This window comes from Rhizobium sp. 62_C5_N11_2, from assembly GCF_051811185.1.
In the GTDB taxonomy this organism is placed as follows: domain Bacteria; phylum Pseudomonadota; class Alphaproteobacteria; order Rhizobiales; family Rhizobiaceae; genus Rhizobium; species Rhizobium leguminosarum.
Window position 1 is genome coordinate 1,571,031 of record NZ_JBPWPW010000001.1, and the last position, 24,090, is coordinate 1,595,120.

At 60.0% G+C, this 24,090-nt stretch carries 28 protein-coding genes; 18 read left to right on the forward strand and 10 right to left on the reverse strand.

Going from position 1 to position 24,090, the window contains the following annotated elements:
• Positions 1-12 precede the first annotated feature (12 nt).
• The 4 genes from AB8B31_RS07975 to AB8B31_RS07990 are packed head-to-tail and all read left to right on the forward strand — an operon-like array spanning position 13 to position 6,504.
• The gene (locus AB8B31_RS07975) at positions 13-1,563 is read left to right on the forward strand and encodes a GMC oxidoreductase (protein ID WP_018241682.1); all 1,551 of its coding nucleotides are present in this window, start codon (positions 13-15) and stop codon (positions 1,561-1,563) included.
• Between the two features lies 1 nt (position 1,564).
• The gene (locus AB8B31_RS07980) at positions 1,565-3,220 is read left to right on the forward strand and encodes a GMC family oxidoreductase (protein WP_018241683.1); all 1,656 of its coding nucleotides are present in this window, start codon (positions 1,565-1,567) and stop codon (positions 3,218-3,220) included.
• A gap of 24 nt (positions 3,221-3,244) precedes the next feature.
• Positions 3,245-4,423, forward strand: a complete 1,179-nt coding sequence (locus AB8B31_RS07985) for a Gfo/Idh/MocA family protein (RefSeq protein ID WP_018241684.1) — start codon at positions 3,245-3,247, stop codon at positions 4,421-4,423.
• The gene (locus tag AB8B31_RS07990; RefSeq protein WP_018241685.1) at positions 4,420-6,504 is read left to right on the forward strand and encodes an FAD-dependent oxidoreductase; all 2,085 of its coding nucleotides are present in this window, start codon (positions 4,420-4,422) and stop codon (positions 6,502-6,504) included. The genes AB8B31_RS07985 and AB8B31_RS07990 overlap by 4 nt, the downstream gene beginning before the upstream one ends.
• A gap of 47 nt (positions 6,505-6,551) precedes the next feature.
• Here AB8B31_RS07990 and AB8B31_RS07995 read toward each other — a convergent pair whose 3' ends face one another.
• From AB8B31_RS07995 to AB8B31_RS08005, 3 genes are all read right to left on the reverse strand, one after another.
• The gene (locus AB8B31_RS07995) at positions 6,552-6,734 is read right to left on the reverse strand and encodes a hypothetical protein (RefSeq protein ID WP_018241686.1); all 183 of its coding nucleotides are present in this window, start codon (positions 6,732-6,734) and stop codon (positions 6,552-6,554) included.
• Positions 6,735-6,842: 108 nt separating this feature from the next.
• Positions 6,843-7,637, reverse strand: coding sequence for an exodeoxyribonuclease III (gene xth, locus AB8B31_RS08000; protein ID WP_026188363.1), 795 nt, complete (start codon positions 7,635-7,637; stop codon positions 6,843-6,845).
• Positions 7,638-7,807: 170 nt separating this feature from the next.
• The gene (locus AB8B31_RS08005) at positions 7,808-8,296 is read right to left on the reverse strand and encodes a hypothetical protein (protein WP_018241688.1); all 489 of its coding nucleotides are present in this window, start codon (positions 8,294-8,296) and stop codon (positions 7,808-7,810) included.
• 291 nt (positions 8,297-8,587) lie between these two features.
• Here AB8B31_RS08005 and AB8B31_RS08010 point away from each other — a divergent pair, with 291 nt between their 5' ends.
• Entirely contained in the window at positions 8,588-9,109 is a 522-nt protein-coding gene (locus tag AB8B31_RS08010) for a hypothetical protein (protein ID WP_018241689.1), read from the forward strand.
• 27 nt (positions 9,110-9,136) lie between these two features.
• Here the strand turns inward: AB8B31_RS08010 and AB8B31_RS08015 are convergent, their stop codons facing one another.
• The 3 genes from AB8B31_RS08015 to AB8B31_RS08025 form a co-directional block, all read right to left on the reverse strand.
• Positions 9,137-9,760, reverse strand: coding sequence for a response regulator (locus tag AB8B31_RS08015; RefSeq protein WP_018241690.1), 624 nt, complete (start codon positions 9,758-9,760; stop codon positions 9,137-9,139).
• A 2-nt stretch (positions 9,761-9,762) separates the two neighbouring features.
• The gene (locus AB8B31_RS08020) at positions 9,763-11,151 is read right to left on the reverse strand and encodes a sensor histidine kinase (RefSeq protein ID WP_018241691.1); all 1,389 of its coding nucleotides are present in this window, start codon (positions 11,149-11,151) and stop codon (positions 9,763-9,765) included.
• Between the two features lie 62 nt (positions 11,152-11,213).
• Positions 11,214-11,390, reverse strand: a complete 177-nt coding sequence (locus AB8B31_RS08025; RefSeq protein WP_018241692.1) for a hypothetical protein — start codon at positions 11,388-11,390, stop codon at positions 11,214-11,216.
• Between the two features lie 166 nt (positions 11,391-11,556).
• Here AB8B31_RS08025 and AB8B31_RS08030 point away from each other — a divergent pair, with 166 nt between their 5' ends.
• Positions 11,557-12,408 (forward strand): class I SAM-dependent methyltransferase, encoded by an 852-nt coding sequence (locus AB8B31_RS08030; RefSeq protein ID WP_018517685.1) that lies wholly within the window; start codon positions 11,557-11,559, stop codon positions 12,406-12,408.
• Between the two features lie 50 nt (positions 12,409-12,458).
• Here the strand turns inward: AB8B31_RS08030 and AB8B31_RS08035 are convergent, their stop codons facing one another.
• The gene (locus AB8B31_RS08035; protein WP_018241694.1) at positions 12,459-12,752 is read right to left on the reverse strand and encodes a hypothetical protein; all 294 of its coding nucleotides are present in this window, start codon (positions 12,750-12,752) and stop codon (positions 12,459-12,461) included.
• Positions 12,753-12,951: 199 nt separating this feature from the next.
• On the opposite strand from AB8B31_RS08035, the gene AB8B31_RS08040 reads away from it, so the two are divergent.
• The 6 genes from AB8B31_RS08040 (at position 12,952) to AB8B31_RS08065 (ending at position 16,805) form a co-directional block, all read left to right on the forward strand.
• Entirely contained in the window at positions 12,952-13,350 is a 399-nt protein-coding gene (locus tag AB8B31_RS08040; protein ID WP_018241695.1) for a DUF1236 domain-containing protein, read from the forward strand.
• 161 nt (positions 13,351-13,511) lie between these two features.
• Complete coding sequence (locus tag AB8B31_RS08045) at positions 13,512-13,679, forward strand: hypothetical protein (RefSeq protein WP_018241696.1); 168 nt, start codon at positions 13,512-13,514, stop codon at positions 13,677-13,679.
• Positions 13,676-14,257: a BA14K family protein gene (locus tag AB8B31_RS08050; RefSeq protein WP_018241697.1), complete on the forward strand. Its 582-nt coding sequence runs from the start codon at positions 13,676-13,678 to the stop codon at positions 14,255-14,257. The genes AB8B31_RS08045 and AB8B31_RS08050 overlap by 4 nt, the downstream gene beginning before the upstream one ends.
• A 122-nt stretch (positions 14,258-14,379) precedes the next feature.
• Positions 14,380-14,694, forward strand: a complete 315-nt coding sequence (locus tag AB8B31_RS08055) for a hypothetical protein (protein ID WP_018241698.1) — start codon at positions 14,380-14,382, stop codon at positions 14,692-14,694.
• 61 nt (positions 14,695-14,755) lie between these two features.
• Complete coding sequence (locus tag AB8B31_RS08060; protein WP_018241699.1) at positions 14,756-15,640, forward strand: hypothetical protein; 885 nt, start codon at positions 14,756-14,758, stop codon at positions 15,638-15,640.
• 163 nt (positions 15,641-15,803) lie between these two features.
• Entirely contained in the window at positions 15,804-16,805 is a 1,002-nt protein-coding gene (locus tag AB8B31_RS08065; protein ID WP_018241700.1) for a L,D-transpeptidase family protein, read from the forward strand.
• A 65-nt stretch (positions 16,806-16,870) separates the two neighbouring features.
• Here the strand turns inward: AB8B31_RS08065 and AB8B31_RS08070 are convergent, their stop codons facing one another.
• Complete coding sequence (locus AB8B31_RS08070; RefSeq protein WP_018241701.1) at positions 16,871-17,662, reverse strand: phenylalanine 4-monooxygenase; 792 nt, start codon at positions 17,660-17,662, stop codon at positions 16,871-16,873.
• Between the two features lie 123 nt (positions 17,663-17,785).
• Between AB8B31_RS08070 and AB8B31_RS08075 the strand changes: the two genes are divergently transcribed.
• On the forward strand, positions 17,786-18,247 hold the full coding sequence (locus tag AB8B31_RS08075; RefSeq protein WP_003547665.1) for an Lrp/AsnC family transcriptional regulator: 462 nt from the start codon (positions 17,786-17,788) through the stop codon (positions 18,245-18,247).
• A 32-nt stretch (positions 18,248-18,279) separates the two neighbouring features.
• On the opposite strand, the gene AB8B31_RS08080 is transcribed toward AB8B31_RS08075, so the two are convergent.
• Positions 18,280-18,780, reverse strand: coding sequence for an Lrp/AsnC family transcriptional regulator (locus AB8B31_RS08080; protein ID WP_018241702.1), 501 nt, complete (start codon positions 18,778-18,780; stop codon positions 18,280-18,282).
• A 129-nt stretch (positions 18,781-18,909) separates the two neighbouring features.
• Between AB8B31_RS08080 and hppD the strand changes: the two genes are divergently transcribed.
• The 4 genes from hppD (at position 18,910) to maiA (ending at position 23,139) form a co-directional block, all read left to right on the forward strand.
• Complete coding sequence (gene hppD / locus AB8B31_RS08085) at positions 18,910-20,019, forward strand: 4-hydroxyphenylpyruvate dioxygenase (protein ID WP_018241703.1); 1,110 nt, start codon at positions 18,910-18,912, stop codon at positions 20,017-20,019.
• 63 nt (positions 20,020-20,082) lie between these two features.
• The gene (gene hmgA / locus AB8B31_RS08090; protein ID WP_018241704.1) at positions 20,083-21,444 is read left to right on the forward strand and encodes a homogentisate 1,2-dioxygenase; all 1,362 of its coding nucleotides are present in this window, start codon (positions 20,083-20,085) and stop codon (positions 21,442-21,444) included.
• 40 nt (positions 21,445-21,484) lie between these two features.
• Positions 21,485-22,510, forward strand: coding sequence for a fumarylacetoacetate hydrolase family protein (locus tag AB8B31_RS08095; protein ID WP_018241705.1), 1,026 nt, complete (start codon positions 21,485-21,487; stop codon positions 22,508-22,510).
• Positions 22,507-23,139 carry a maleylacetoacetate isomerase gene (gene maiA / locus AB8B31_RS08100; protein ID WP_018241706.1) on the forward strand — a complete coding sequence of 211 codons (633 nt, stop codon included), beginning with the start codon at positions 22,507-22,509 and terminating at the stop codon, positions 23,137-23,139. Before AB8B31_RS08095 ends, maiA begins: the two co-directional genes overlap by 4 nt.
• A 108-nt stretch (positions 23,140-23,247) precedes the next feature.
• On the opposite strand, the gene AB8B31_RS08105 is transcribed toward maiA, so the two are convergent.
• A complete protein-coding gene (locus AB8B31_RS08105; protein ID WP_018241707.1) occupies positions 23,248-23,718 on the reverse strand; it encodes an MEKHLA domain-containing protein in 471 nt (156 codons plus the stop codon).
• Between the two features lie 90 nt (positions 23,719-23,808).
• Here AB8B31_RS08105 and AB8B31_RS08110 point away from each other — a divergent pair, with 90 nt between their 5' ends.
• Complete coding sequence (locus tag AB8B31_RS08110; protein ID WP_018241708.1) at positions 23,809-23,976, forward strand: hypothetical protein; 168 nt, start codon at positions 23,809-23,811, stop codon at positions 23,974-23,976.
• The last annotated feature ends 114 nt before the right edge of the window (positions 23,977-24,090 follow it).

Consider the following 24,090-nt stretch of genomic DNA (forward strand, 5'->3'; position numbering starts at 1 on the left):
CCAGGTGCTAACATGAGCAGTTCACCTGACATCGTCATCATCGGTTCAGGCATCGGCGGCGCCACGGTCGCGGCCGGCCTGGCCGTGACCGGCGCGCAGATATTGATCCTCGAAGCCGGCGATCATATCGCCGACCTTCCGGTCAACCGCGACCAACGCGCGATCTTCCAGCGGGGACATTTTCGACCGAAGGAAACCTGGTACGAGGCGAACGGCAAGGGATTCAATCCCGGAAACTATTACAATGTCGGCGGGAATTCGAAGTTCTACGGCGCCGTGCTGTCGCGCTATCGCAAAGAGGATTTTGCAGTCATCGAACACCGCGAGGGTGTATCTCCAGCCTGGCCGTTTCCCTACGAAGCCCTGGAGCCATGGTACTGCCAGGCGGAGCGCATGTATCAGGTCCGTGGCAGTCTGGGCGAAGATCCCACCGAGCCGCACCACACGGCTGCCTACGAATACCCGCCAGTCCCCGACGAGGCGCCGATTGCCGATGTTAGGGCGCGCCTCAAGCAGAAAGGCCTGCATCCGTTTTCCCTACCGCTCGGCCTGGATCTTGACGCCTGGCTCTCCAAAGCACGCACGCCATGGGATGCGCATCCAAACGCACGGGACGGCAAGATGGATGCCGAGACTGCAGCCCTCGCAGTGGCGCTGAGACACGAGAACGTGCGGCTCGAAACCACTGCGCGTGTAACGAGGCTCGACGTTGGAGCGGGGAGCCGGATCGACCAGGTGACCTACATCAAGAACGGGCAGACGGTGACTGTTTCGCCTAAGATCGTGATCCTCTCCGCCGGGGCAGTCCAATCATCCGTGCTTTTGCTGCGTTCGAAAAACGACCGCTTCCCAAAGGGTCTGGCGAACTCTTCCGACCAGGTGGGCCGCAACTTCATGAATCACAATGCGTCCGCCGTCATCGGGGTCTCGCCGCGGTTCAGGAACACCTCCATCTACCAGAAGACGTTTGCCTTCAACGACTTCTATCTCTCCGACGGGGAGGGCGGACCGCCCCTCGGCAACGTGCAGCTCCTCGGTCGCATCTCTGAAAAGGTCCTCAAGGGCTCTCTGCCGCAGGCTCCGGAGTGGCTTCTGCGCTTCATCACGGGCCATGCCATCGACTTCTATGCGATGAGCGAGGACGTTCCCAATCCCGAAAGCCGTGTCATGGTGGATGGAGATCGGATTGTTCTCCAATGGCAACGAACCAACTGGGACGCCCACCTCGCACTTGTCGCCAAGTTGAAGCGGATTCTGAAGTCGATCGGATTTCCGATCGTGCTGTCGAGACCATTCGACAAGCGCACGCCCTCGCATCAGTGCGGAACGATCCGCATTGGAAACGATCCCGCGACTGCGCCGCTGAACGCGTACTGCCGTTCGTATGATCACGAAAATCTCTTCGTCGTCGACGCCAGTTTCCTCCCCACCTCGGCCGCGGTGAATCCTGCGCTCACCATCGCCGCCCAAGCGCTGAGAGTGGCAGATCATATCGCGTCGAAGGACTTTGCAGGCATGACACAGGCGCTGGCGGTCGCCAGGCCGGATGCAACAGGACAGTAAAATGGGATTCGATTACATCATCACTGGCGCCGGTCCGGCAGGATGCGTTCTTGCGAACCGGCTGAGCGAAGATCCCGATGTCAGCGTGCTCCTGCTCGAAGCGGGCGGAGGCGACTGGAATCCGCTCTTTCACATGCCGGCCGGCTTCGCCAAGATGACCAAAGGCGTTGCCAGCTGGGGATGGGAAACTGTTCCCCAGAAGCACATGAAAGGTCGGGTGCTTCGCTATACGCAGGCGAAAGTCATCGGCGGTGGCTCGTCCATCAACGCCCAGCTCTATACACGCGGAAACGCGGCGGATTATGATCTCTGGGCTCGTGAAGACGGTTGCGAGGGCTGGGACTACCGCTCGATCCTTCCCTATTTCAAACGCGCGGAGGACAATCAGCGCTTCGCTGACGACTATCACTCCTATGGCGGTCCGCTGGGCGTCTCGATGCCGGCTGCGCCGTTGCCGATCTGCGACGCCTATATCCGTGCAGGGCAGGAGCTCGGCATTCCCTATAATCACGACTTCAACGGACGCCAGCAGGCGGGAGTGGGATTTTATCAGCTCACGCAGCGCAACCGCCGCCGGTCGTCGGCTTCGCTCGCCTATCTCTCCCCGATCAAGGACCGGAAGAACCTGACGGTCCGGACGGGCGCGCGCGTCGCCCGTATTATCGTGGAGGGAGCCCGTGCGACAGGCGTCGAGATCGTGACCTCGCGCGGCTTGGAGATCGTGCGCGCCGAACGCGAAGTGCTGGTGTCATCGGGCGCGATCGGATCACCGAAGCTGCTTTTACAGTCCGGCATAGGACCGGCCGATCATCTGCGGTCGGTGGGCGTCAAAGTGCTCCACGATCTGCCGGGTGTCGGCGAAAACCTGCAGGATCACCTGGATCTTTTCGTCATCGCTGAATGCACCGGCGATCACACCTATGATGGCGTTGCAAAACTCCACCGGACACTTTGGGCCGGGATTCAATACGTCCTGTTCCGCACCGGTCCTGTCGCCTCATCGCTCTTCGAGACCGGCGGCTTCTGGTACGCCGATCCGCAAGCCCGTTCTCCTGATATCCAGTTCCATCTCGGCCTGGGTTCGGGCATCGAAGCCGGTGTCGAGCGGCTCAAGAATGCGGGCGTGACACTTAATTCCGCCTATCTGCATCCGCGCTCGCGGGGGACAGTCCGTCTGTCATCCTCAGACCCGGCTGCCGCCCCATTGATCGACCCCAACTACTGGTCCGATCCGCACGACAGGACGATGTCCTTGGAAGGGCTCAAGCTCGCGCGCGAGATCATGCAACAGGCGGCGCTGAAGCCCTATGTCATGGCCGAAAGGCTTCCAGGACCGAAGGTCATGACCGACGAGCAGCTTTTCGACTACGGCTGCGCCAACGCAAAGACCGATCATCATCCGGTCGGTACCTGCAAGATGGGGACAGGGCCTGACGCGGTTGTCGGGCTCGATCTCAAGGTCCATGGCCTGGAAGGCCTCAGGGTCTGCGATTCATCCGTCATGCCGCGCGTGCCGTCCTGCAATACCAACGCCCCGACGATCATGGTCGGCGAAAAAGGATCGGACCTCATTCGAGGCTTGCCGGCACTTGCCCCCACCATCTTCGCCTACGAACGCAACGATGCGAGGCCTCGGGCCCGCGTCGAAATCCGGTAAGCCATCTCGAGAGGAGAGACGACAATGTCTGAAGTCAGAGTTGCAGTGCTTGGCGCCTCGGGCTGGATGGGAAAGGTCCATACGATGGCCTATCAGACCTTTCCGCATTTCTTCGGAGTGTCGGACGGAACTGCACGGATCGTGGCTCTCGTCGAAGGCCCCTCAAAGGCAGCCGGGGATCTTGCCCTCAGGGCGCCGGGTGCAAAAATTCTTCAGGATTGGAATCTCGCGGTCGCTGATCCGGATGTCGATCTGATCGATATCTGCCTGCCCGACCACCTTCACTACCAGGTGGCCAAGGCGGCCTTGCTGGCCGGCAAACATGTCTATTGCGAGAAGCCGTTGGCAAACACCGCCGCTGAAGCGCGGGAACTGGCCGACATCGCCCGGGCGAAGGGTGTCATTACCCGCGTTGGACACGCCTTTCCTCGCAATCCTGTCCATGATCTGGCGAAAGACATCATTCAATCCGGCGAAATCGGCGAGATCAAGCTGTTCCGCGGCTGCCAGCACGTCGACATGTATGGCGATCCCTACGCGCCCTTCATGTGGCGCGCTGATGGAAAGCTTGCGCCGACCGGGATCGTCGGTGATACCGGTTCGCACATCTTCAGCTTCATGGATTTCCTGGTCGGCCGCGTCAGTTCGTTGATCGCCGACAATCTCATCGTGACGCCGCGCCGGCCTGTCGTCGAGGGCCTTGCCTATGGCGAGCAGGTGAAACTGTCAGGCAATGAGACCTGGGCCGATATCACCAATCCCGATGCGACGAACCTGCTGTGCCGGTTCGAGAACGGCGCTGGCGGGATCGTCGATTTCAGCCGTGTCGCGACCGGCCGCAAGTTCATGCAGACCTACGAAATCTATGGAACGAAGGGCAGCATCGCCTATACCTATGACGAGATAAACCGGCTGCGCTTCTACTCCAACGATGACCGAACGGGGCGGCGCGGCTTCCGGGAGATCGACGTTGGGCCTGAAAACCCCACCTTCAGGGCTTTCCTTCCCCTGCCGAATTTCGGCCTAGGCTACAATGAAAGCAAGATCATCGAGGTGGCCGAGGTGATCCGCTCGATCGTTGCAAACCGGCCGATGTGGCCGACATTCGATACCGGCCATCACATCTGCCAGATCGTCGACGCATGCATGGAGTCTTCTCGCGAGAGGCGCTGGGTCGACATCCCGCTGGCTGAACGCCGATGACCATAGACGTTCCGCAGGAAATTCTTGACGCACTGACCGATGTCGACATGCCGCGGCTACCAACCGAGCCCGCTCCTTCGGAAGTGATCCGGCTCGCCGGCGTCGAGGTGCCGGTCTATCGAGCGGGTTGCGTCATTGTCGGATCCGGCGCGGCAGGTCTGCGAGCCGCGGTGGAAATGAAGCGGCGCGGCGATGACGTCGTCATCGTCAGCCAAAGCGCGTGGGGTGGAACCTCGGCCTGTTCGGGATCCGACAAGCAGACCCTTCACACTGCAAATACGGCGGATCAGGGCGACAATTACAAGGCGATGGCCCGAGCCATCCGCAGCGGCGGCGCAATGGACGAGGACACGGCCTATGTCGAGGCTGTGGGTTCGTCCCGGATGATGGCGTCGCTTCAGTTCTTAGGTCTGCCGCTGCCGCAGGATCTGCTGGGCGGAACGCTCAGATATCAGACCGACCATGACGAAGTCGGCCGCGCTACCAGTTGCGGCCCGCGCACCTCGCGCCTGATGGTCAAGGTGCTGGCCGAGGAGGCGATCCGGCTTGGAGTGCCGTTCTTCAATCAGACCACCGCGGTCAAGATCCTCACCGAGGGTGGTGAAGCTGACCGCCACGTCGTCGGCATACTCGCCATGCGTGCCAGCGACCGCACGGAGGAGAACCCGCTGGGCATCGCGCTGTTCGTCAGTGGGGTGATCGTGCTTGCGGCCGGCGGGCCTGGCGAACTTTATCGCGACAGCGTTTATCCCAACGGCTGCTTCGGTTCTCTCGGATTGGCGCTGGAGGCCGGCGTCGACCTCGTGAACCTGACCGAAAGCCAGTTTGGTATCGGAACACGCAGGGAAGGGTTCCCGTGGAATCTGTCAGGCACCTACGTCCAGGCGATCCCGCATATCTACTCGGTCGATAGCGAAGGCAGGGAGCACCACTTTCTGGCAGAGTATTATCGCAGCACGCAGGAGCTGGCGTCGAACATCTTCCGCAAGGGCTATCAGTGGCCATTTCACGCGACGCGCATGCTCGATTTCGGCTCAAGCCTGGTCGACCTTGCCATCGCTAGCGAAACAGCCGCAGGGCGGCGCGTCTTTATGGATTTCAATCGCAATCCCCTATCCGTGCCGGGCGATCTGCCGTTCAGTCTGGAAAGACTGGATGAAGACGTCCGCGAATATCTAGACAAGGCCGGCGCCGACCAGGACATGCCGATCGATCGCTTGAAGCATATGAACCCGCTCGCGATCGAGCTCTACCGCCGCTACAAGATCGATATTGCCGAAGAGCCGCTGGAATTTGCGGTCAACAACCAGCACATGAACGGCGGCATCATGGTCGACACCTGGGGCCGCAGCAATCTCGGCGGCTGTTATGCGGTTGGAGAAGCGGCGGGCACACACGGCGTGACGAGGCCGGGCGGAGCGGCGCTCAATGCCGGGCAAGTCTTCGGCACCCGCGCGGCCGAGCACGCCAGCGCCAGCGGCAGGGCGAAGCTGGCCGCCACGGGGGATATAACCGGCAACGCAGAAGCAGGCATCGCCGACCTCCTTGCCGTCCTTCGGACCGAGAGCCCGCTCACCGTCAAATCTATCCGTTCGCAAGTGCAGGCACGAATGAGCGAGAAGGCTGGCATCATCTGCGATCAGGAGAGCGTAGGCAGAGCCTTGGTCGAAGCGCGGAAACTGAACGCTGAAATTCGCGCCGACGGCATTGCCTATGGTCGCGCAGCGGAGGCGGTTCGAGGTGTGCAATGGCGGCATATGGCGCTCGCGTCGGAAGCCGTGCTCAGCGCACTTGATTTCTTCATTCGCAATGGAGGCGGCAGCCGCGGCGCGCGCGCCATATGCGATGCTACGGGCGAATCCCTGCCGCTTGCGAGCGCAGGGCCGTTGCAGGATTATCGTTTCCGGAAGGAACGCGAAGTGCATCGGAAGGAGCAGATCGTCGTTCGGCTTGATGGTGATGAGATTAGGCTTTCAACGCGTGCGAACCGCACTTTCGATGAAAGCGCCAGATCCTTTTTCGAGCGAGACTGGCCAGCCTGGTTGACGGGCCGCATCTACGATCTGGACGCTGGCAACTGAGGGGATGCCAGGAACTTGAATCACTTCGAGAAGGGTCCATGGGTTGATCAATCAGGATTCGCAACGGGTGGCTGAACCCGGACGCGCTCGGTATCGTCAGAACCTTCGGCGATGGCTTCCTCGCTTCTGCGCACCCGCCTTGGCGGATCCTTGCCTTCGACAGGCTTCGGCGACAGCTGATCATCGGCCTGGATCTCGTCGGTGTTCAGGTAGTTCTTGCTTTCGTCCATATCGGTCACATCAGGTTGGAGAATTGCGGGGCAGGAATGCGATCCTTCACATCGGCGGCGCTTTACAGGCTAACTCCCGGCGCCATGACAGGTTCCCTCGCTCGCGGCTCATAGGTCGGCTTCCGCCTCGGAAACGTCGAGCTCGATCATGACTGGCGCGTGGTCGCTCGTATGCTCCCAGCCGCGCGGCTTTCGCCGGACGGTCGCCGATCGCAGCCACGGTGCGACGGCCGGACAGAGCAGGAAGTGGTCGATCCGAAGCCCAGCGTCACGTTCGAAGCTGTTCCGCCAGTATTTCCAGAAGGTGTAGATCCGCTCTTCTGGATGCAAATGTCTGACGGCATCGGTCCAGCCCTGGGCGACGAGATGAGCATAGGCCTTGCGCACTTCCGGCCTGAAAAGGGCATCGTCCAGCCAGCGTTCCGGCTTGTATACGTCGATCTCGGTCGGCATGACGTTGAAGTCGCCGGCCAGGATCGAAGGCACCCCGATATCGAGGAGTTCGATGGCATATTCGTGTAGGCGACGGAACCAGCGAAGCTTGTAATCGAATTTTGCTCCTGGGAACGGATTTCCGTTCGGAAGATAGAGGCATCCGATCAGGATACCGTCGGCGACAGCTTCGATATACCGGCTGTGGGTATCGTCCGGATCGCCGGGAAGACCGCGCCGCGTCAGGATCGGGGTCTTGCCCTTCGCCAGGATGGCCACCCCGTTCCAGGATCTCTGTCCATGCCAGACGGCGCCGTAGCCGGCCCGTTCGATCTCCTTTCGTGGAAACCCGGTGTCGTCTGTCTTCAATTCCTGGAGGCAGACCACATCAGGGGCGTCCTCCTTGAGCCAGCGCAGTAGGATCTGCAGCCGTCCATTGATGCCGTTGACGTTATAGGTTGCAATTTTCACGATGCCCCCCGGAAGTCGAAGCACGGACAGGCTCTACAAACGCTCCTGAGTTTTCGCCTCAGGAAATCCCCGCCCGCAATCGTCCCAATGGAGGCGGCTCTCCACACCGTAATGTTCCGCCGGCCGAACCCTCTCGGGGTGATCGAGCGAGCCGACTGCCACTTGGCTCCTCAACGCGTCGCACCAAAGACGAAGGCGATGCCGGCGACGATTGCGACCGCTGTCAGCGGCTGCCGGCGTATGCGATCCTCGAGGTCGTGGACGAATGTGCGAGCCTCCGCCTTTGCCAGGCGGGCTGTTCCAGAAGCCAGATTTGAAGCGGATTCGGCCATCCGACCGGCTTCTTTCTGAAGAGCGCGCATTTTTTCGCGATCGATATCGGAGGAGCGGGCAGCTTCACCGGTCGAGCGCAGGGCTTGATCCACGAGCTGAAACTCGTCCTCCAGCTTGGTGGGATCGGGCTCCCGCTTCACACGCTCGGCCGCCTCGACGTCGCTGCGGCCGGCGGGAATTGAGGTGTGGGTGGCTGACACCGGATCGGACGCCGGAAAGGTGTCCTCGATTGCTTTGTCGAGTTCGCCTTTTCGGGTCTGCTTCCGCTGCTCTGCCTGCTCTTTTCGCATGGACTGGACTGCGGGGGATTCGTTCGGGTTTGCCATCGGGGTTTCCTCTGTTGCACTTCGACAAACAAAGCGACGACGAGGGGAGAAGTTCCATAGAAATGCTTCCTGACCTCACAGAATAACAGAGATGGAGAAGCGAGTGACTCTGGGCTTGCGATCGCTCGGACTTTTCTGGACGCCGAGTATGGCAATCAATTAAGCCGGACCAAAGTCTTGCCGGCGCCTACTACCTAGGTCGGTTGCAATTTGTCTGCGGAACAGCGAGAAATCTTACGCGTCATATTTTGCATGGGAAAACGGCGAAGAACGGACGAACGAGGCTATGGCATGAGTATCCGGAAACGCGATTTTCTGCGATTGGGCGGCAGCGCGGCTGTTGCTCTCGTCGCTGCCGCATCACCAGCCACATTGAATCTCGGCGGTTTCCTTCCTGTTCTGGCGGTGGAGCGCGCGCAGGCAAAAGACGGCAACAATGGGAATGGCAACGGCGGTGGGAACGGCAACGGTAATGGGGGAGGGAATGGCAACAGCGGCGGTAAGGGCAACGGGGGAGGGAATGGCAATAGCAGTGGTGGTGGCAACAGCAATGGCTCAGGGAATGGCAATAGCAATGGTGGGAGTTCCACCGGCAGCACGGGATCCTCTTCCTCTTCTTCAGGGGCGTCAGTAGGATCAGGAACGAGAGCGACGGCAGCGTCCGATGGCTCGATCGACGTCCGTCATTCGAACGGTATCACTGAAGTCCTGCAGCGCGGTCGCTACATTATGAAGGACTCGAAGGGCCGGACGATCATAAATCGACAGGCGACGGCCAGCGATGCCCGCCGGCTGAGCCGCTTTCTTCGCTGAAGCGTGATAGTCGGGCAATAACTTCTTTCAGCGCCGTTCGCGCCATTGCAGAGCCGCTTCCGTCCTGTTCGAGGCACCAAGCTTGCTCAGAATCTGGGTCATATGGTGCTTTACAGTCTTTTCCTGCAGGCTGAGACGCAAGCCGATATGCTTGTTTGACAAGCCTTGGGCGACAAGATCCATCACCTCGCGTTCCCGTGGCGTTAGACTGTTTTTGTCGGAGGTTCCGCCATTCAGCGAATTCTCCATGACCTTTGCCGACATCGTCGGCGAGATATATCGCGAGCCACGCAGGACGGTTTGGATTGCCTCGGCGAGGCCACGCGAACCGACACCTTTCAGAACATAACCCATCGCGCCCCGTTGCAGAGCTCCCAGCAAGGTGTCCACTTCCTCGGATACAGTCAACATCAGCACTTTCGTTGCGGGGCTCCGCGCCAGGACGTCACTGACCGCAGACAGCCCGCCGCCGGGCATCGAGACGTCGAGAAGCATGATGTCGGGGTGGTTGTCTGAGGCGATCATCGCCGCGTCGTCGCTGCTGGCTCCCTCGCCAACGACGACAAAGCCGCTGATCTCCGACAGGCTACGCGTTACACCCTCTCGAAAAAGCGGATGATCGTCCACGACGCCGATGGTGATTGATGTCATCGCTACTCTCCCACTTCCATTGGCTCGAAGATCATGGTCACGGTCGTTCCTTCTTCGCCTGTCTTGATGTCGAAGGATCCCCCCAGGCTGTCGACGCGCTCCCGCAACCCCACGAGGCCGAGGCTCGTTGGTCTCACCTCGCTCGGATTGAAGCCGTCGCCGTGATCGCTGACTTCGACACGAACATGACCCTTGCGCGAGACAGCCCTGACAGCCTGCTGAACGCCGCCACCGTGGCGATAGGCATTATTCAGGGCCTCCTGAATGAAGCGATAGATACAGATCTTCACGGCAGGAGGAAGGTCCGGTCCATCTTCGTTGATAATCGTTTCGACATGGGTCTCGGTCTTGTGTTGATGCGCTTCGACGACCCGCGTGACGATCTCGGTGATTGAGGACTTCTCGATCTGCGGAAGCACCAGTCCGCTGCAGATATTGCGGATCTCCGTCATCGCCTCGGCAAGGCTCGAGCGTATCCAGGCAAGCTCTTTTTCACGCGCTTCGGGCTGGGTGGACGCATTGATCAACATGTCGCTGTCGAGGCGCAGTGAGGCATAGGCAATGTGCTGGGCTGGACCGTCGTGCAGATCTGCACCGATGCTGCGCAGATAGGTTTCGTTCAGCGCTGCCGCCCGCTGGGAGGCGCGCTGCAGCCGTCGTTGGAGCCCGCGGTTTTCCGCCAGCAGTGCAGACAGTTCATCGACCCGTTCTTTGAGATCCTTGCGTTGTGTCTCGATCGTGCGGCTACCCCGGAACACCAGAACGGAGAGAACAAGGAAAAAGGTCGCCGTGAGAGCGGTGACGGCGCCCCAACTCCGGAGCCTGGCATGCGCCAGACTATCGCCCAGTCCTTGTGCTGTCTCGTAGAACTCAAGGACGGCGACCGCTTGTCCGGACCACGGCTGGAGCACAGGGTTATAGATCTCCATGAGCGGTTTGCCGAGCGCGCGCTCCTTGTCGCTTTCCGGATCGCTGGCGATTTCGTAGCGCGCGACGAGAGATCCTGCGAATGCTCTCTGCAGCTTGTCGCTTACCGCAAACTTCCTGCCCACCAGCTCCTTCTCGTTCGAATAGAGGATGGTGCCGTCGCTTCGCCACAGCTTGAACGAAACAAGGCGCTTGCCGAGCGCACCTTGACCGAGTGTCTCGTCCAGAGCCTGAGCACTCGCTTCATCAAGCAATGACTCTGTTTGCATATCGGGAAGTAGTGGCGCGATCACGCTGTCCACATAAAGCGCCGTCGCCGCGCCTGAATTGTGGATGACGGCCTCCTCTATCAGGTGGCTTACAAAAAAGCCTACCACGAACATGGCGGCGATCGATATGAGCCCACCCGCGATAAAGAACTGGGAGGCGAGTGAGCGGGCATTCCAGCGGCGAAGCCAATTCATTTTGATACCGGTAAGAGACTGCCCGATTAACCTACCGCGTCTTTAGAGTTTTCCAAACAGCGTCAGGGCACATTCCTGGTGTCGAAGACCTCGGCGCCTCTTATGCTCTGGGTCAGCCCGACGGTATCGCCCGACATGGCTGCGCCGAACACGTAGAGAAGGGCGGCCAGAACGATAACAAGGGCGAAGACGGACGCGTTACAGGCGTCATTCACTCTGGATCTATGACTCTGGTTCATGTTCGGATCTCCTTCAGTATCGTTCGAAACGGCGCGAGTCCGATGCGCGTTCCACCCCAGGGACTTCGGTCGGAGGAGGTTGGGACCAAGGTCTGACCCCAGTAGACATCAGCAGATTCAGGCATACTTCCTGGCCGACCGACTTGGGTTTGGAGGCTTGTGAGTGATGATTTCCATGGACTTCGAAGGCAGCGCCCGCGCCGCATCTGTCGCTTCTCTCCAGCCGTTCGCGGAAGGCGTCGCCGAATTTTACGATAGCCATCTCGTGCCGATTCTCTTCGAGCCCTATGCTTCGGAGATGGCGATCGTCGCCGAGCGATTGAAGCCGGGCAGCGTTCTCGAGGTCGCGGCAGGGACGGGCGCCTTGACTCGTGCTCTGCGGGCGACGCTTGATCCGGCAACGGAGATCGTTGCCACCGATCTCAGCCAGGCGATGATCGACGTTGGCGCACCATCACTGACGATGTCGCGGACCCACTGGATGCACGCCGATGCGCAAGATCTCCCGTTCGCGTCTTCGATGTTCGATCTCGTCATCTGCCAGTTCGGCGTAATGTTCTTTCCGGATAAGCTGAAGGCTTATGGCGAGGCCAAAAGAGTGTTGCGGAACGGAGGTCGTTTCCTGTTCTCGACGTGGGATTCAATCGAGGCCAACGACTTCGCAAGATGTGTGGACGAATGCCTGGGAAGCCTCTTCCCGTCGGATCCGCCGGATTTTTTCAGGCGCTTGCAATATTCCTACTTCGACCCCGATCCGATCAAGGCGCAGCTGACTTCGGCGGGGTTTGATGCGGTATCCTGCGATCGGGTCGAATTGACGTCAGTCGCGGCCACCGCGCACGACGTGGCTGCGGCGTTCTGCCAAGGCACTCCGCTCAGGGGAGAGGTCGAACGGCGGGTGCCGGAGGAGCGTATGCCGGAAATCGTCGCTCAAGTGGCCGAGCGCGTGGAATCGCGCTACGGAGCCCGTCCTTGCAGCGGCATGAGCGCGCTCGTCGTCGCCTGCCGCGCACCATAAGACTCCGTGGCGCAGGCTGTCGTCTCAATCAGGCGATACCGTCGCAAGATCTATCCGCCCGGGTATGACGGCTCGTCGGACTTCAACGGGTGCGCGTAGGAGGCTTCCTCTATCGCGCAGATGACGTGTCGCTCGATCACCAAACAGGTTTCGTCGTACTCTAGCACCAGGTTCGGATTGAACCGTCGCCTTCGAACGGAGTCGCGGGCTTCGACTGCCATCTGATAGGCTTCGAAGAGCTCCAGCTGCCACGGGTCGCGCGCTTCCATGATCAACTTCCGCATATGCGGCAGACGCATCGCCAGGCGCCTGCGTCCGGCTTCCCGGCGGTTGGATCGCGCCATCTCCTTCGATCTCCTGCTTATGCCCGCGATTATGCGGGTTCTCGATCTTGAAATAGCGTCGGCAACGGGCCTTGGAATGGGTTTGGGACCAAAGGCCGGGGTCGATCAGACTGAGGTCTGAGGCGTGGAACGACCCTGTGTCCAGCTAGTTGGTTGGCAGCGGTCGCGAAGGCCGCCTCGAAACCAGAAGGAGGAGAAAATGATCTCCAAGCTTATCGTCGGTGCGGCAACTGCCGCGACCCTCATGTCGGGCGTCGCATTCGCCCAGTCCTCGACCGTCAACGGTGCCGCCGGTGGCGCGGTCACTGGGGCGATCGTCGGCGGCCCCGTTGGCGCCGCCGTCGGCGGCGTTGCCGGCGCAGTCGTTGGAACCGTGCTCGATCCGCCGCCGCAAAAGGTCGTCACCTATGTCCGCGAGGCTCCGGCACCATCGGCGCGCGTGGTCGTGAAGGAGAAGGTCGTCGTCGGTCAGCCCCTGCCGGAGACGGTTGTCGTAACGCCTATTCCGGATGACCCGACCTATGCTTATGCGGTGGTCAATGATGAACGTGTCATCGTCGAACCGTCGTCCCGCAAGGTGATCCAGGTCATCAAGTGATCTGATCCTATCCGCGGCCTCTGCCGCGTCCTCCATCCGGAAATCATCGCTCAAAGTCCGGGAACCGCCGCACGACCGACGGCAGCGTCGTCGTGCGGCCAAAAACAGCCGATGCCCCCGGCGGCGACCCCCGCCGCCGGAGCGCCAGCGAGGAGAGGAACATGATCTATTCCGAAGAGAAATCCGGTGGTCTGGCCGTGCCGCTGATCGCCATCCTGCTGGCAATCGCCGGCATTCTCGCCGTGCTTGTCGCCACCGGCGGCCGACATAGCAGTGCCGCCGGCCGTGTCTGGGTTCCACAGGTTCAACAGCAGGGGTCGGGACAATGAAAGCCATCGCATTCGTTGCCTTTGGCATCTTAAGCTCGGTCGGGGCCTGCGTCGCTGCCGCATCTGTCGCATCCTATGTCGTGGCGGATTCCGAACCTCACGCCTTCAAGGAACTCGCAGCGCGCGATCTATGGACGCCGACGCCGGTAAAAGTCGATCCTCGGCAGCAGCCCTATGAACGAATTCCGCCTCTCTATTCCAGCTATGTGACCGAGGCGTCGGCGAGGATGGCGTCAGCGGCGAGGCCCGATTCGGCTCGCCCGCCAGCCGAACTTCAGACACCGCAGCCCAGACTTTCGGCCGCGCATCTTGCCTGGTGTGGGGAACGTTATCGCTCTTTCGATCCCGCGACCAACAGCTATCAGTCCTATAGCGGTGAGACCCGCGAATGCGCATCGCCGTTCCAGCGGACTGTCGCCGAGGCCGATGAAGGCGTCGGCACGAAAGTGAATGCACAGGCGGCAGCCCGGTGCGCCGCTCGCTACAAGTCGTATCGACCGGAAGACAATACGTATCAACCATGGGAAGGACCGCGGCGCAGTTGCGACATGTCGGATCTCTTTGCGACGAGCAATTGATTATCGGCGGTGGTCGCGCGGTGCGGATCACGCTGCACCAAGCTGGTGAATCAGACTAAAGTCCGTGTTGCAAACGCTACGGTTGTGATACCCGGTTGTATTAGAGTGTTGGAGATCAGGGGATGGCAACGGCGCTGATAACAGAAATCCAGCAGGCGCAGACAAGGCTTCCGCTCTTGAGCCGAGCGGATCGAGCAGCCCTTATCGTTCGCATCCTCCGCGAGCTGAAGACGCATCGGCGGGAGGTTCTCGCAAATGTGCCAGCCGAGCGCTGCGTATGGATCGACAGGCTGATTGCGTCCGTGTCCTCGACGATACCGGAAATCGTCAACATGCTGGACGCCGAGTTCAATCGTGTCTTGAGCGAGTTCGAAAAGCTTATCGCGACGCTCGATGACATCTCGCATACCGAGAAACGGTCGAAGACAATTCACTGAGAGGGCAGCCAAGCGAGCGCCTTATCGGAAACCGATCGCTGCGCGTTAGCGTTCTCCTTCCATGACCGAATCCAAATCCGCCGCTGATCACGACAAGGCTCCGTCCGGCGAAGACGGTGCGAAGCCCGGCGCGGACATTTCTTTCCCTTACGACAGGATGACCGTCGAGCAATTCCGAAGACGCTTCCCGCGTGCCCGCTGGAGCGATGCCCGCCAGGCCTGGTTCGTTCCCGGGCGGACGGCGTCCCGCCGCATCGGACGATGGCTTGCCGAGATCGAGTCCGAAGCCGACGCCCATGCGGACGCAAAGGGACGCGACGCCTTCGCCTTCGATCCCATCGACAGTCCATATCTCGAACTCGGCAAGGCAGGCTTCCGAATCCGCACGCCGTATTCGAAGACCGTCGTCGACGAATTGCGCGAGGTGCCATTCTCACGGTGGGACGGCGATCTCAGGATTTGGCACGTTCCCTTCCGGTCCTATGAGGAACTCCGGCGCAGATGGCCCGAGATCGAGGCGGCGGCTCGCAGAAACGAGCCGGAAGAGAGACGACGTCGAGCCGAGGAGCGGAAGGGGACCGAACAGGAGATGCGCAGCAAACTCCGCTCTGCGGAACGAAAGCGTCACCGTTACCCGCTTCAGAGCGACGACCTGCCGCCAATAGGACGTCCTGTGGTCACCGCCTATGGAATCGTCGTCTTTAGCGAAATCTCAGGCGAACTGGTCGACCCGGATGTCGTTGCGGACTTTTATCCCGGCGTGACCGAGGATCACGTCTGGGGATATTGGCGGGTGCCCACACTCGAAGAACTCATCCGCACCTGGCCCGCGAAAATGCTTCCGGTTCAGAACGCCGCGTGGTGGCTGCCGACGATCGAGGAACTGAGGCCGACCCGTCGCACGGCAAGGTCGCGCGCAACCAGGAAACAAGCGAAGACGCCGTGACCGCTGCTTGCTCCTTCTGATCAACTGGCGGCTGTACTGAATTTACTGAGGCTGGACGTTGAAATCATCGTGAACAGAAGCCGGCGGTTCCGCTGAAGACGTAGCTGTCGCCAAAATTCTCCGGCCGCTCTCGCGCAGTGGAACAAGTTCCGGCTCCAGCCATTTGTCGTCCATGAAAACAGCCCTGCCGATGTCGCTGCTCGCCCTGGCCATTTACGTTGGCGGCGCCGCCGCGCGGGAACTTCGACCCGAAGCCATCAATACCGCTTCGATTGCTTCCATTGGCGCGGAGAAGCCGGCTCCAGCAGATCCAGACCCGGCGATCGTCCGCCTTCAAGTTTTGCTCGACCGAGCGGGCGCGTCTCCCGGCGTGATCGATGGCCTCTCCGGCGAGAACGTCAACAAGGCCGTGGCCGGTTTCGAGGCTATGAACGATCTTCCCGTCGACGGCAGGCTGGATGCGGAAGTCGTCTCCCGGCTGGAAGGCAATGCCCCCATCGTCGAGAGCTACGTCGTCTCGGCCGACGATGCCAAGGGTCTCGTTGACAAGATCCCCGAAGACTATGGCGAGAAGGCAAAGATGCAGAGCCTGGGATATACGAGCGTTGCCGAGAAGCTATCCGAGCGGTTTCACATGGGGATCGATCTGGTAAACGCGCTCAATCCCGCTTCGCAGTTTGCGCCCGGCGATACGGTGTGGGTCGTGACCCCCGGCCCGCCGAGGGAAGGAAAGGTCAAGACGATCGAAGCCAACAAGAAAACGGGACAGGTGCTTGCCTTTGCCGGGGACGGATCACTGCTTGCCGTCTATCCCGCGACGATCGGAAGCGAAGACAATCCGGCGCCGTCGGGCAAGCATAAGGTCAAGGGCGTCGCCAGGATGCCGGTCTACCGATACGACCCGAAGCGCAACTTCAAGCAGGGCAAGAACGACAAGGTCCTGACGATCCCGAAAGGGCCGAACGGTCCGGTCGGCACGGTCTGGATCGACCTGACCGAGCCGACCTATGGAATACATGGGACGCCGGAGCCCAAGCTCATCGACAAGGTGGGATCGCACGGTTGCGTGCGGCTGACGAACTGGGACGCCGAAGAGCTGGCCGGCATGGTCAAGCCCGGTGTGCTGGTGGATTTCGTCAATCGAAGTTCAGCCACGCCGAAGTGAGGGGGAATCCATCGCGATCCCACTCTTCTCCGGCTTGTCGCTCGCGAGGTATTGCCTGCGGCGATTCACGAAGCTTTGGCTTCGAAAGCCGGCGCGAAATCACCCAATGATTTTGCCTTCAGGATCGTGGCCTCGATATCCTGCTCCACGATCGCTTCAAGATCGGCGAAGCTGTCGATGACATAGTAGATCGGCTGGAGGATATCGATCCGGTAGGGCGTCCTCAGCACGCTGAGCAGATCGAACGGCCGGAACTCGCACGCCTTGCCTTCCATTGCCGCCTTCGCTTCGCTTGGCGATGAGACAATACCCGCGCCGAAGCAGCGCCGGCCCTGCGGCGTATTGATCAGGCCGAATTCGACGGTGAACCAGAAGATGCGGAACAGATGCCATGAATAGCCCTTGCCGAGGCGGACGGCCGTCTCGCCGAAATGCCGGACGAAATTGGCATAGCTCTGGTTGGTGAGCATGGGGCAGTGGCCGAAAACCTCGTGGAACAGGTCCGGTTCCTCGATATAGTCGATATGCTCGCGACGGCGCAGGAAGGTTGCGAGCGGGAATTTGCCTTGCGACAGAAGTTCATAAAAGCGCGACGGCGGAATGAGCGCCGGCACGCCTTCGACGCCGAAGCCGGTGGTTTCGTTCAGGCGTCTGTTGACGTCGAGAAGCTGAGGCACCTTGTCTGGCTTCAGCCCCAGCATTTTGACGCCGTCCAGATATTCGCGGCAGGCCGTATCGGCCAGCAACTTCATCTGACGCCGGTAGAGTTCGCCCCATATCGCATCTTCATCCGGGGTGTAGTCATACAAACCGTCCGGGCCGGGCAGTTTGGCGGTGTAGCTGCTTTCCTTGGTCATAGGCTGATCCTCCCAGGCACGGCTCTATTCCTGCTATTATGATCCGGGTTTGGAGGATTTTCTTTTCTTTCATGCTGGCTATTGCCATAGTGATGGCAAATCTTCCCGAAAGTGACGCATAAAATGAAAGAACCTGGGAATTTCCGCCGCAAGCTTCTGCAACTCGTCCAGGCAGATGGTAGCCTTTCGCTGGCAGACTTGGCGGAAAAGGCCGGCATGTCGCAGAGCTCAGCCTGGCGGAAGATCCAGGAACTGGAAGCCGACGGCGTCATCCGCAAGCGGGTGACACTGCTCGATCCGGGCAAACTCGATCTCAAGCTCTGCGTCATCGCGCATGTGACGCTGGAGGATCACCACGAAGAGGCGGTTGCGTCTTTCGCTTCGGTGGTGCTGGAGCGGCCGGAGATCATGGAATGCTACGCCCTATCAGGCGCCTTCGACTACATGCTGAAGATAAGGGCAAGCGACGTGGAAAGCTACGAAGCCTTCATGACCCGCTATCTCATGCGCAACCCGCATGTGCGCACAGTGGTCTCGAGCTTTGTGCTGCGCGAGCTGAAATTCTCGACCGAACTGCCGCTCTGATTTAGATATCTGCGCAGGGCGATACCGTCACATCACCGCGTGCTGTCGCTATGCCAGTGTCCCGGCATGAGCACCGGAAAGCCTTCGAATGTTTTCAACGTGTCGAGCACGATCGACGTCTTCACGTGCTGTACGGACTCATGGGGCAACAGAACGTCGTTGACGAATTTGGAAAGGTCGGCGAGCCCGCGGGTCGCGACCGTCAGGTGATAATCCATTTCACCGGTCAGCGCATAGGCTTCGAGAACTTCAGGCAACCCGTTGATCAATTGCGAAAACCGGCGGGCATTGTCTCTGTTGTGGGTGGCAAGCGTCACGGAAATAACCACCAGCATATCCAGACCCAGCTTCTGCCGATCGAGGTAGGCGCGGTAGCTGCGGATATATCCCTCAGCCTCGAGTCTCGTTCGCCGGCGAGAGCATTGCGACGGTGAAAGCGCGATCCGCTCCCCCAGCTCGTTGTTCGTCAACCTGCCGTCCTTTTGAAGTTCCTGGAGCAGGCGCAAATCCAATTTGTCGAGCGGTTCATCCATTGCACGAAATCTCCAAAATACTCACGGATCGTGCATAATCTCTTCCTGGAGCATAAAGAATGCAAGAACTTTGCACGCGTTTTGGGCCACACTTTGCATAGAAATGCAATCTCCTCTGGAGGAAAGAAAATGGGTCCCTTCCCACATGATGCGCCGCCCTCGGAAATCACCGCCGACAATCCGGCCGGTACCGACGGCTTCGAATTCGTCGAATTCGCCCATCCCGAGCCTGAGAAACTGCGCGAGCTTTTCACACGCATGGGCTACGTCGTAGTCGCCAGGCACAAGACGAAAGACATCACCGTTTGGCGCCAGGGTGACATCAACTATCTGCTAAACGCCGAACCCGGCAGTCATGCCGCCCGTTTCGTCGCAAACCATGGCCCCTGCGCCCCATCGATGGCATGGCGCGTCGTCGACGCCAAGCACACCTTCGACCACGCGGTATCAAAAGGTGCGGTTCCCTATGAGGGGGACGACAAGGCGCTCGACGTCCCGGCGATTGTCGGCATTGGCGGCTCGCTGCTCTATTTCGTCGAGACCTATGGGGAAAAGGGATCGGCTTACGAAGCCGAGTTCGATTGGCTTGGCGAGCGCGACCTGCATCCCCAGGGGATCGGCTTCTATTATCTCGACCATCTGACGCACAACGTCTTCCGCGGCAATATGGACAAGTGGTGGGATTTTTACCGCAACCTGTTCAATTTCAAGCAGATCCACTTCTTCGATATCGACGGCCGCATCACCGGTCTGGTGAGCCGCGCCATCACCTCGCCCTGCGGCAAGATCCGCATTCCGCTGAATGAATCGAAGGACGACACCAGCCAGATCGAGGAATATCTGAAGAAGTACCGGGGCGAGGGCATCCAGCACATCGCCGTTGGAACAGAGGACATTTACGACGCCACCGACAGGCTTGCCGACAACGGCCTGCGCTTCATGCCGGGTCCGCCGGAGACCTATTACGACATGTCCTATGAACGCGTGAACGGCCATAGCGAACCGATCGAGCGCATGAAGAAACACGGCATCCTCATCGACGGCGAAGGTGTGGTGAATGGCGGCATGACGAAAATCCTGCTGCAGATCTTCTCCAAGACCGTTATCGGCCCGATCTTCTTCGAATTCATCCAGCGCAAGGGTGACGAGGGCTTCGGCGAGGGCAATTTCCGGGCTCTCTTCGAGTCGATCGAGGCCGATCAGATCAAGCGTGGTGTCATCGGTACTGCAGCGGAGTAAACTCTGCAGCGCCGCGCGTCTGGAAAGGTGCGCGGCGCAGGTGGGTTACGGGAGGAGTGAGCAATGGACCAGACATCGATCCAGACATCCGACGGTGAAGCCGCGACGGCAAACAGGCTGAAATATATGCCGGGGTTCGGCAATGACTTCGAAACCGAGTCGCTTCCCGGTGCCTTGCCGCAGGGTCAGAACAGCCCGCAGAAATGCAATTACGGTCTTTATGCGGAGCAGCTTTCCGGCTCGCCATTCACCGCGCCGCGCGGGACGAACGAAAGGTCCTGGCTCTATCGCATTCGCCCGAGCGTGCGTCACACCCGCCGCTTCTCCAACGCATCCTATCCGCTCTGGAAAACGGCGCCTTGCCTCGACGAGCACTCGCTTCCTCTGGGCCAGCTTCGCTGGGATCCCATCCCCGCGCCCGCGGAGAGACTGACCTTTCTCGAAGGGGTGCGGACAGTCACGACGGCAGGCGATGCCACCACCCAGGTGGGCATGTCAGCCCATGCCTACGTCTTCAATGAGGACATGGTCGACGATTACTTCTTCAACGCCGACGGTGAACTGCTGATCGTGCCGCAGCTCGGCGCCATCAGAGTGTTCACCGAAATGGGCATCATGGATGTCGAGCCCCTGGAAATATGCCTCATCCCGCGTGGCATGATGTTCAAGGTTCTCAAGGGCGGCGAGCAGACGGTCTGGCGGGGTTATATATGCGAGAATTACGGCGCCAAATTCACGCTGCCGGACCGCGGACCGATCGGCGCCAACTGCCTGGCAAACCCGCGTGACTTCAAGACACCCGTTGCCGCTTTCGAGGATAAGGAAACGCCTTGCCGCGTGCATGTGAAGTGGTGCGGAAAATTCTATGTCACGGAGATCGGCCACTCGCCCCTCGATGTGGTCGCCTGGCACGGCAATTACGCGCCTTACAAATACGACTTGCGGACATTTTCTCCGGTCGGCGCCATCAGCTTCGACCATCCCGATCCGTCGATCTTTTCGGTGCTGACCGCGCCCACCGAAGATGCCGGCACGGCAAATGTCGATTTCGTGATTTTTCCGCCGCGCTGGCTGGTCGCCGAACACACCTTCCGTCCGCCTTGGTACCACCGCAACATCATGAGCGAGTTCATGGGCCTGATCCATGGCCAGTATGACGCCAAGGAGGAGGGCTTCGTGCCCGGCGGCATGAGCCTGCACAACATGATGCTTCCCCACGGGCCGGACGCGCTTGCCTTCGAAAAGGCATCCAATACCGAGCTCAAACCGGTGAAGCTCGACCACACCATGGCCTTCATGTTCGAGACCAGGTACCCGCAGCAATTGACGAAATACGCAGCCGAGCTCGAAACGCTGCAGGATAATTACCTCGAGTGCTGGGACGGCCTGGAACGCAAGTTCGACGGAACCCCCGGGCTCAAGTGATGCATCAAGCAAAGACACCCTCCGGCACTGGAATTAAGATATGAAGCTTGCGACCTTGAAGGACTCCACGAGGGACGGCCGGCTCGTCGTCGTTTCCCGCGACCTGACCCGCTGTTCGGAGGTCGGTCACATTGCCCGGACCCTGCAGGCGGCGCTCGACGACTGGGAGCATGTGGCTCCGAGACTTCAGCTGATTGCCGAAGGCGTCGAGACCGGAGCCCAGCCGACGATCCGGTTTCACGAACATGACGCTACGTCACCTTTGCCGCGGGCCTACCAATGGGCCGATGGTTCCGCTTACGTCAACCATGTCGAACTGGTGCGTAAGGCGCGCGGCGCCGAGATGCCTGCAAGCTTCTGGACCGATCCGCTGATCTATCAAGGCGGGTCGGACGCTTTCCTCGCGCCGCGCGATCCGATCGTGGCGGTTGACGAGGCTTACGGGATCGACATGGAAGGCGAGGTCGCGGCCATTACCGGCGACGTCGCCATGGGTTCCAGCCCGGAAGCCGCACGCGGCGCCATCCGCCTGCTGATGCTCGTCAACGACGTGTCGCTGCGCGGTCTGATCCCGGGCGAACTGGCAAAGGGATTTGGTTTCTTCCAGTCGAAGCCGGCATCGGCATTTTCTCCGGTCGCGGTGACGCCGGACGAGCTCGGAGAGGCCTGGGACGGCGGCAAGCTACATCTTCCGCTGCTGGTGAGCTTGAACGGCAAGCCATTCGGCAAAGCCAACGCCGGTATCGACATGACCTTCGATTTTGGCCAACTGATCACCCATGCCGCCAAAACCCGTAACCTCCTGGCCGGAACGATTATCGGCTCGGGAACAGTGTCAAACAAGCTCGACGGCGGCCCCGGCAAGCCGGTGGAAGAGGGAGGAGACGGCTACTCCTGCATCGCCGAACTCAGGATGATCGAGGCCATCGACACCGGATCCCCGAGGACTCCCTTCATGAAGTTCGGGGATCAGGTCCGCATAGAGATGAAGGATAAGGCCGGTCATTCGATCTTCGGGGCGATCGAGCAGACTGTCGAAAAATACCAACGGGCCGACCCGCGATGAACGAGGTCGTTCTTTACGACTACTGGCGATCATCGGCGAGCTATCGCGTCCGCATCGCGCTCAATCTCTTGTGCATCGATTATAAGACCGTGCCCATCAACCTGTTGGAAGGGGCGCACAAGACCCCGGAATATCTGGCGCTCAACCCGCAGGGACTGGTGCCGACATTGGTGATCAACGGGAAAATACTGACCCAGTCGCTGGCAATCATCGAATATCTGGCCGAGCTTCGGCCGGAATACGGATTGCTGCCACCTGACATTGCCGATCGCCAGAAAGTCCGCGCCCTTGCCTATGCGGTCGCCATGGACATCCATCCGATCTGCAACTTGCATGTTGTGTCGCATCTGATGACCATGACGGATAAGGCCGATGCCCGCGAGGAATGGATGAAGCATTTCATTGCCGACGGACTGCGCAAACTGGAAGCCATGATCGGCGAATTTGATGGAGCATTCAGCTTTGGCGACAGGCCGACGATGGCGGATCTCTGTCTGCTTCCACAGGTCTACAACGCCCGCCGCTGGGGTGTTGATATCACAGCTTTCAGGCGCATCGCCGATATCGACACCAGATGCGCCGACATACCCGCTTTCCAGGCGGCGCATCCTGACCGCGTGAAATCGTAGCTCCATTGCGATAAAACTCGGATCAAGTCCGAGGACAGGAATGAGGGAGCAGAGAGCGTATAGCAAGAACCGCTAAGCTACGTTTGCCGCTCCCCCGGGACGGCGACATTACGCGTCCCGCCACGAAGGGAATATCGCAGCCTGGCCCAACCGCTTGCCGGTTTCATCGATGAGCTGCCAGACTGTCACATCCTCGATCCAGAAACGGCGCCCCGATTTCGCGATCCTGAGACCGCGCGCATTGTCGACAAAACCATCGTGCGTGACGGCGTCCAGCAGCCGCTGGCGCTCGGCGCGATCAGGCTGCTCGGCCGAAAGCCGCGACGGCAGCGCAGTAAATTCATCCCAGCTATATTCGAAGCAGTTCTGCGCGGTGCGGTTGGCGTAGATGAAGCGCGGGTCGGGCGCGGTGTTGTGAGCGAGGACCACGAAGGATGCATCGTTGTAGAGCCAGTCCGGCCCTTGCCCGTCCTGGACAAGTCGACGGCCGGTGATGCGCCGGTAGCTTTCGGTGAGGAGGGAGAAGAAATCGGCATCGCTCCTCAGATCGAGGGCGTGATTGTCATAGGCAAAAGTCACGAAGTGCCTCGTTGGTCGAATGCTTGGATGCAGGTGACATAATCGATATTCTTTGCATCGGTCTACAACGCTCGCCGCTCGGGAAGTAATATGGTCGATTTCAAGCGCGGCGGATATCGGTGGCAGGGCGTCGAACTGCTGGCGTTCAGCCGGCGCGTCCCGACGAATGCGGTCGCGATTATGCGAGGAACCGGCGTTTACCTTGTCTCATCACTTCTGATTGTGCCGCTTGCCAGAAGATCGCCCCTTGTGCATTGATCGGTATCAACATTCTCTGCGAAGCTATTGTTCTTCTGACCGTAATCGGCGTCGGCGGTCGCCGATGAGGTCGGGCTTCACGGGCAGGTGATTTCATCATCCGGCTATACAGAG

Coding starts and splice junctions, on each gene's coding strand:
- AB8B31_RS07975 (WP_018241682.1), top strand. CDS start 13: ATGAGCAGTTCACCTGACATCGTCATCATCGGTTCAGGCATCGGCGGC.
- AB8B31_RS07980 (WP_018241683.1), top strand. CDS start 1,565: ATGGGATTCGATTACATCATCACTGGCGCCGGTCCGGCAGGATGCGTT.
- AB8B31_RS07985 (WP_018241684.1), top strand. CDS start 3,245: ATGTCTGAAGTCAGAGTTGCAGTGCTTGGCGCCTCGGGCTGGATGGGA.
- AB8B31_RS07990 (WP_018241685.1), top strand. CDS start 4,420: ATGACCATAGACGTTCCGCAGGAAATTCTTGACGCACTGACCGATGTC.
- AB8B31_RS07995 (WP_018241686.1), bottom strand. CDS start 6,734: ATGGACGAAAGCAAGAACTACCTGAACACCGACGAGATCCAGGCCGAT.
- AB8B31_RS08005 (WP_018241688.1), bottom strand. CDS start 8,296: ATGGCAAACCCGAACGAATCCCCCGCAGTCCAGTCCATGCGAAAAGAG.
- AB8B31_RS08010 (WP_018241689.1), top strand. CDS start 8,588: ATGAGTATCCGGAAACGCGATTTTCTGCGATTGGGCGGCAGCGCGGCT.
- AB8B31_RS08015 (WP_018241690.1), bottom strand. CDS start 9,760: ATGACATCAATCACCATCGGCGTCGTGGACGATCATCCGCTTTTTCGA.
- AB8B31_RS08020 (WP_018241691.1), bottom strand. CDS start 11,151: ATGAATTGGCTTCGCCGCTGGAATGCCCGCTCACTCGCCTCCCAGTTC.
- AB8B31_RS08025 (WP_018241692.1), bottom strand. CDS start 11,390: ATGAACCAGAGTCATAGATCCAGAGTGAATGACGCCTGTAACGCGTCC.
- AB8B31_RS08030 (WP_018517685.1), top strand. CDS start 11,557: ATGATTTCCATGGACTTCGAAGGCAGCGCCCGCGCCGCATCTGTCGCT.
- AB8B31_RS08035 (WP_018241694.1), bottom strand. CDS start 12,752: ATGGCGCGATCCAACCGCCGGGAAGCCGGACGCAGGCGCCTGGCGATG.
- AB8B31_RS08040 (WP_018241695.1), top strand. CDS start 12,952: ATGATCTCCAAGCTTATCGTCGGTGCGGCAACTGCCGCGACCCTCATG.
- AB8B31_RS08045 (WP_018241696.1), top strand. CDS start 13,512: ATGATCTATTCCGAAGAGAAATCCGGTGGTCTGGCCGTGCCGCTGATC.
- AB8B31_RS08050 (WP_018241697.1), top strand. CDS start 13,676: ATGAAAGCCATCGCATTCGTTGCCTTTGGCATCTTAAGCTCGGTCGGG.
- AB8B31_RS08055 (WP_018241698.1), top strand. CDS start 14,380: ATGGCAACGGCGCTGATAACAGAAATCCAGCAGGCGCAGACAAGGCTT.
- AB8B31_RS08060 (WP_018241699.1), top strand. CDS start 14,756: ATGACCGAATCCAAATCCGCCGCTGATCACGACAAGGCTCCGTCCGGC.
- AB8B31_RS08070 (WP_018241701.1), bottom strand. CDS start 17,662: ATGACCAAGGAAAGCAGCTACACCGCCAAACTGCCCGGCCCGGACGGT.
- AB8B31_RS08075 (WP_003547665.1), top strand. CDS start 17,786: ATGAAAGAACCTGGGAATTTCCGCCGCAAGCTTCTGCAACTCGTCCAG.
- AB8B31_RS08080 (WP_018241702.1), bottom strand. CDS start 18,780: ATGGATGAACCGCTCGACAAATTGGATTTGCGCCTGCTCCAGGAACTT.
- hppD (WP_018241703.1), top strand. CDS start 18,910: ATGGGTCCCTTCCCACATGATGCGCCGCCCTCGGAAATCACCGCCGAC.
- hmgA (WP_018241704.1), top strand. CDS start 20,083: ATGGACCAGACATCGATCCAGACATCCGACGGTGAAGCCGCGACGGCA.
- AB8B31_RS08095 (WP_018241705.1), top strand. CDS start 21,485: ATGAAGCTTGCGACCTTGAAGGACTCCACGAGGGACGGCCGGCTCGTC.
- maiA (WP_018241706.1), top strand. CDS start 22,507: ATGAACGAGGTCGTTCTTTACGACTACTGGCGATCATCGGCGAGCTAT.
- AB8B31_RS08110 (WP_018241708.1), top strand. CDS start 23,809: ATGGTCGATTTCAAGCGCGGCGGATATCGGTGGCAGGGCGTCGAACTG.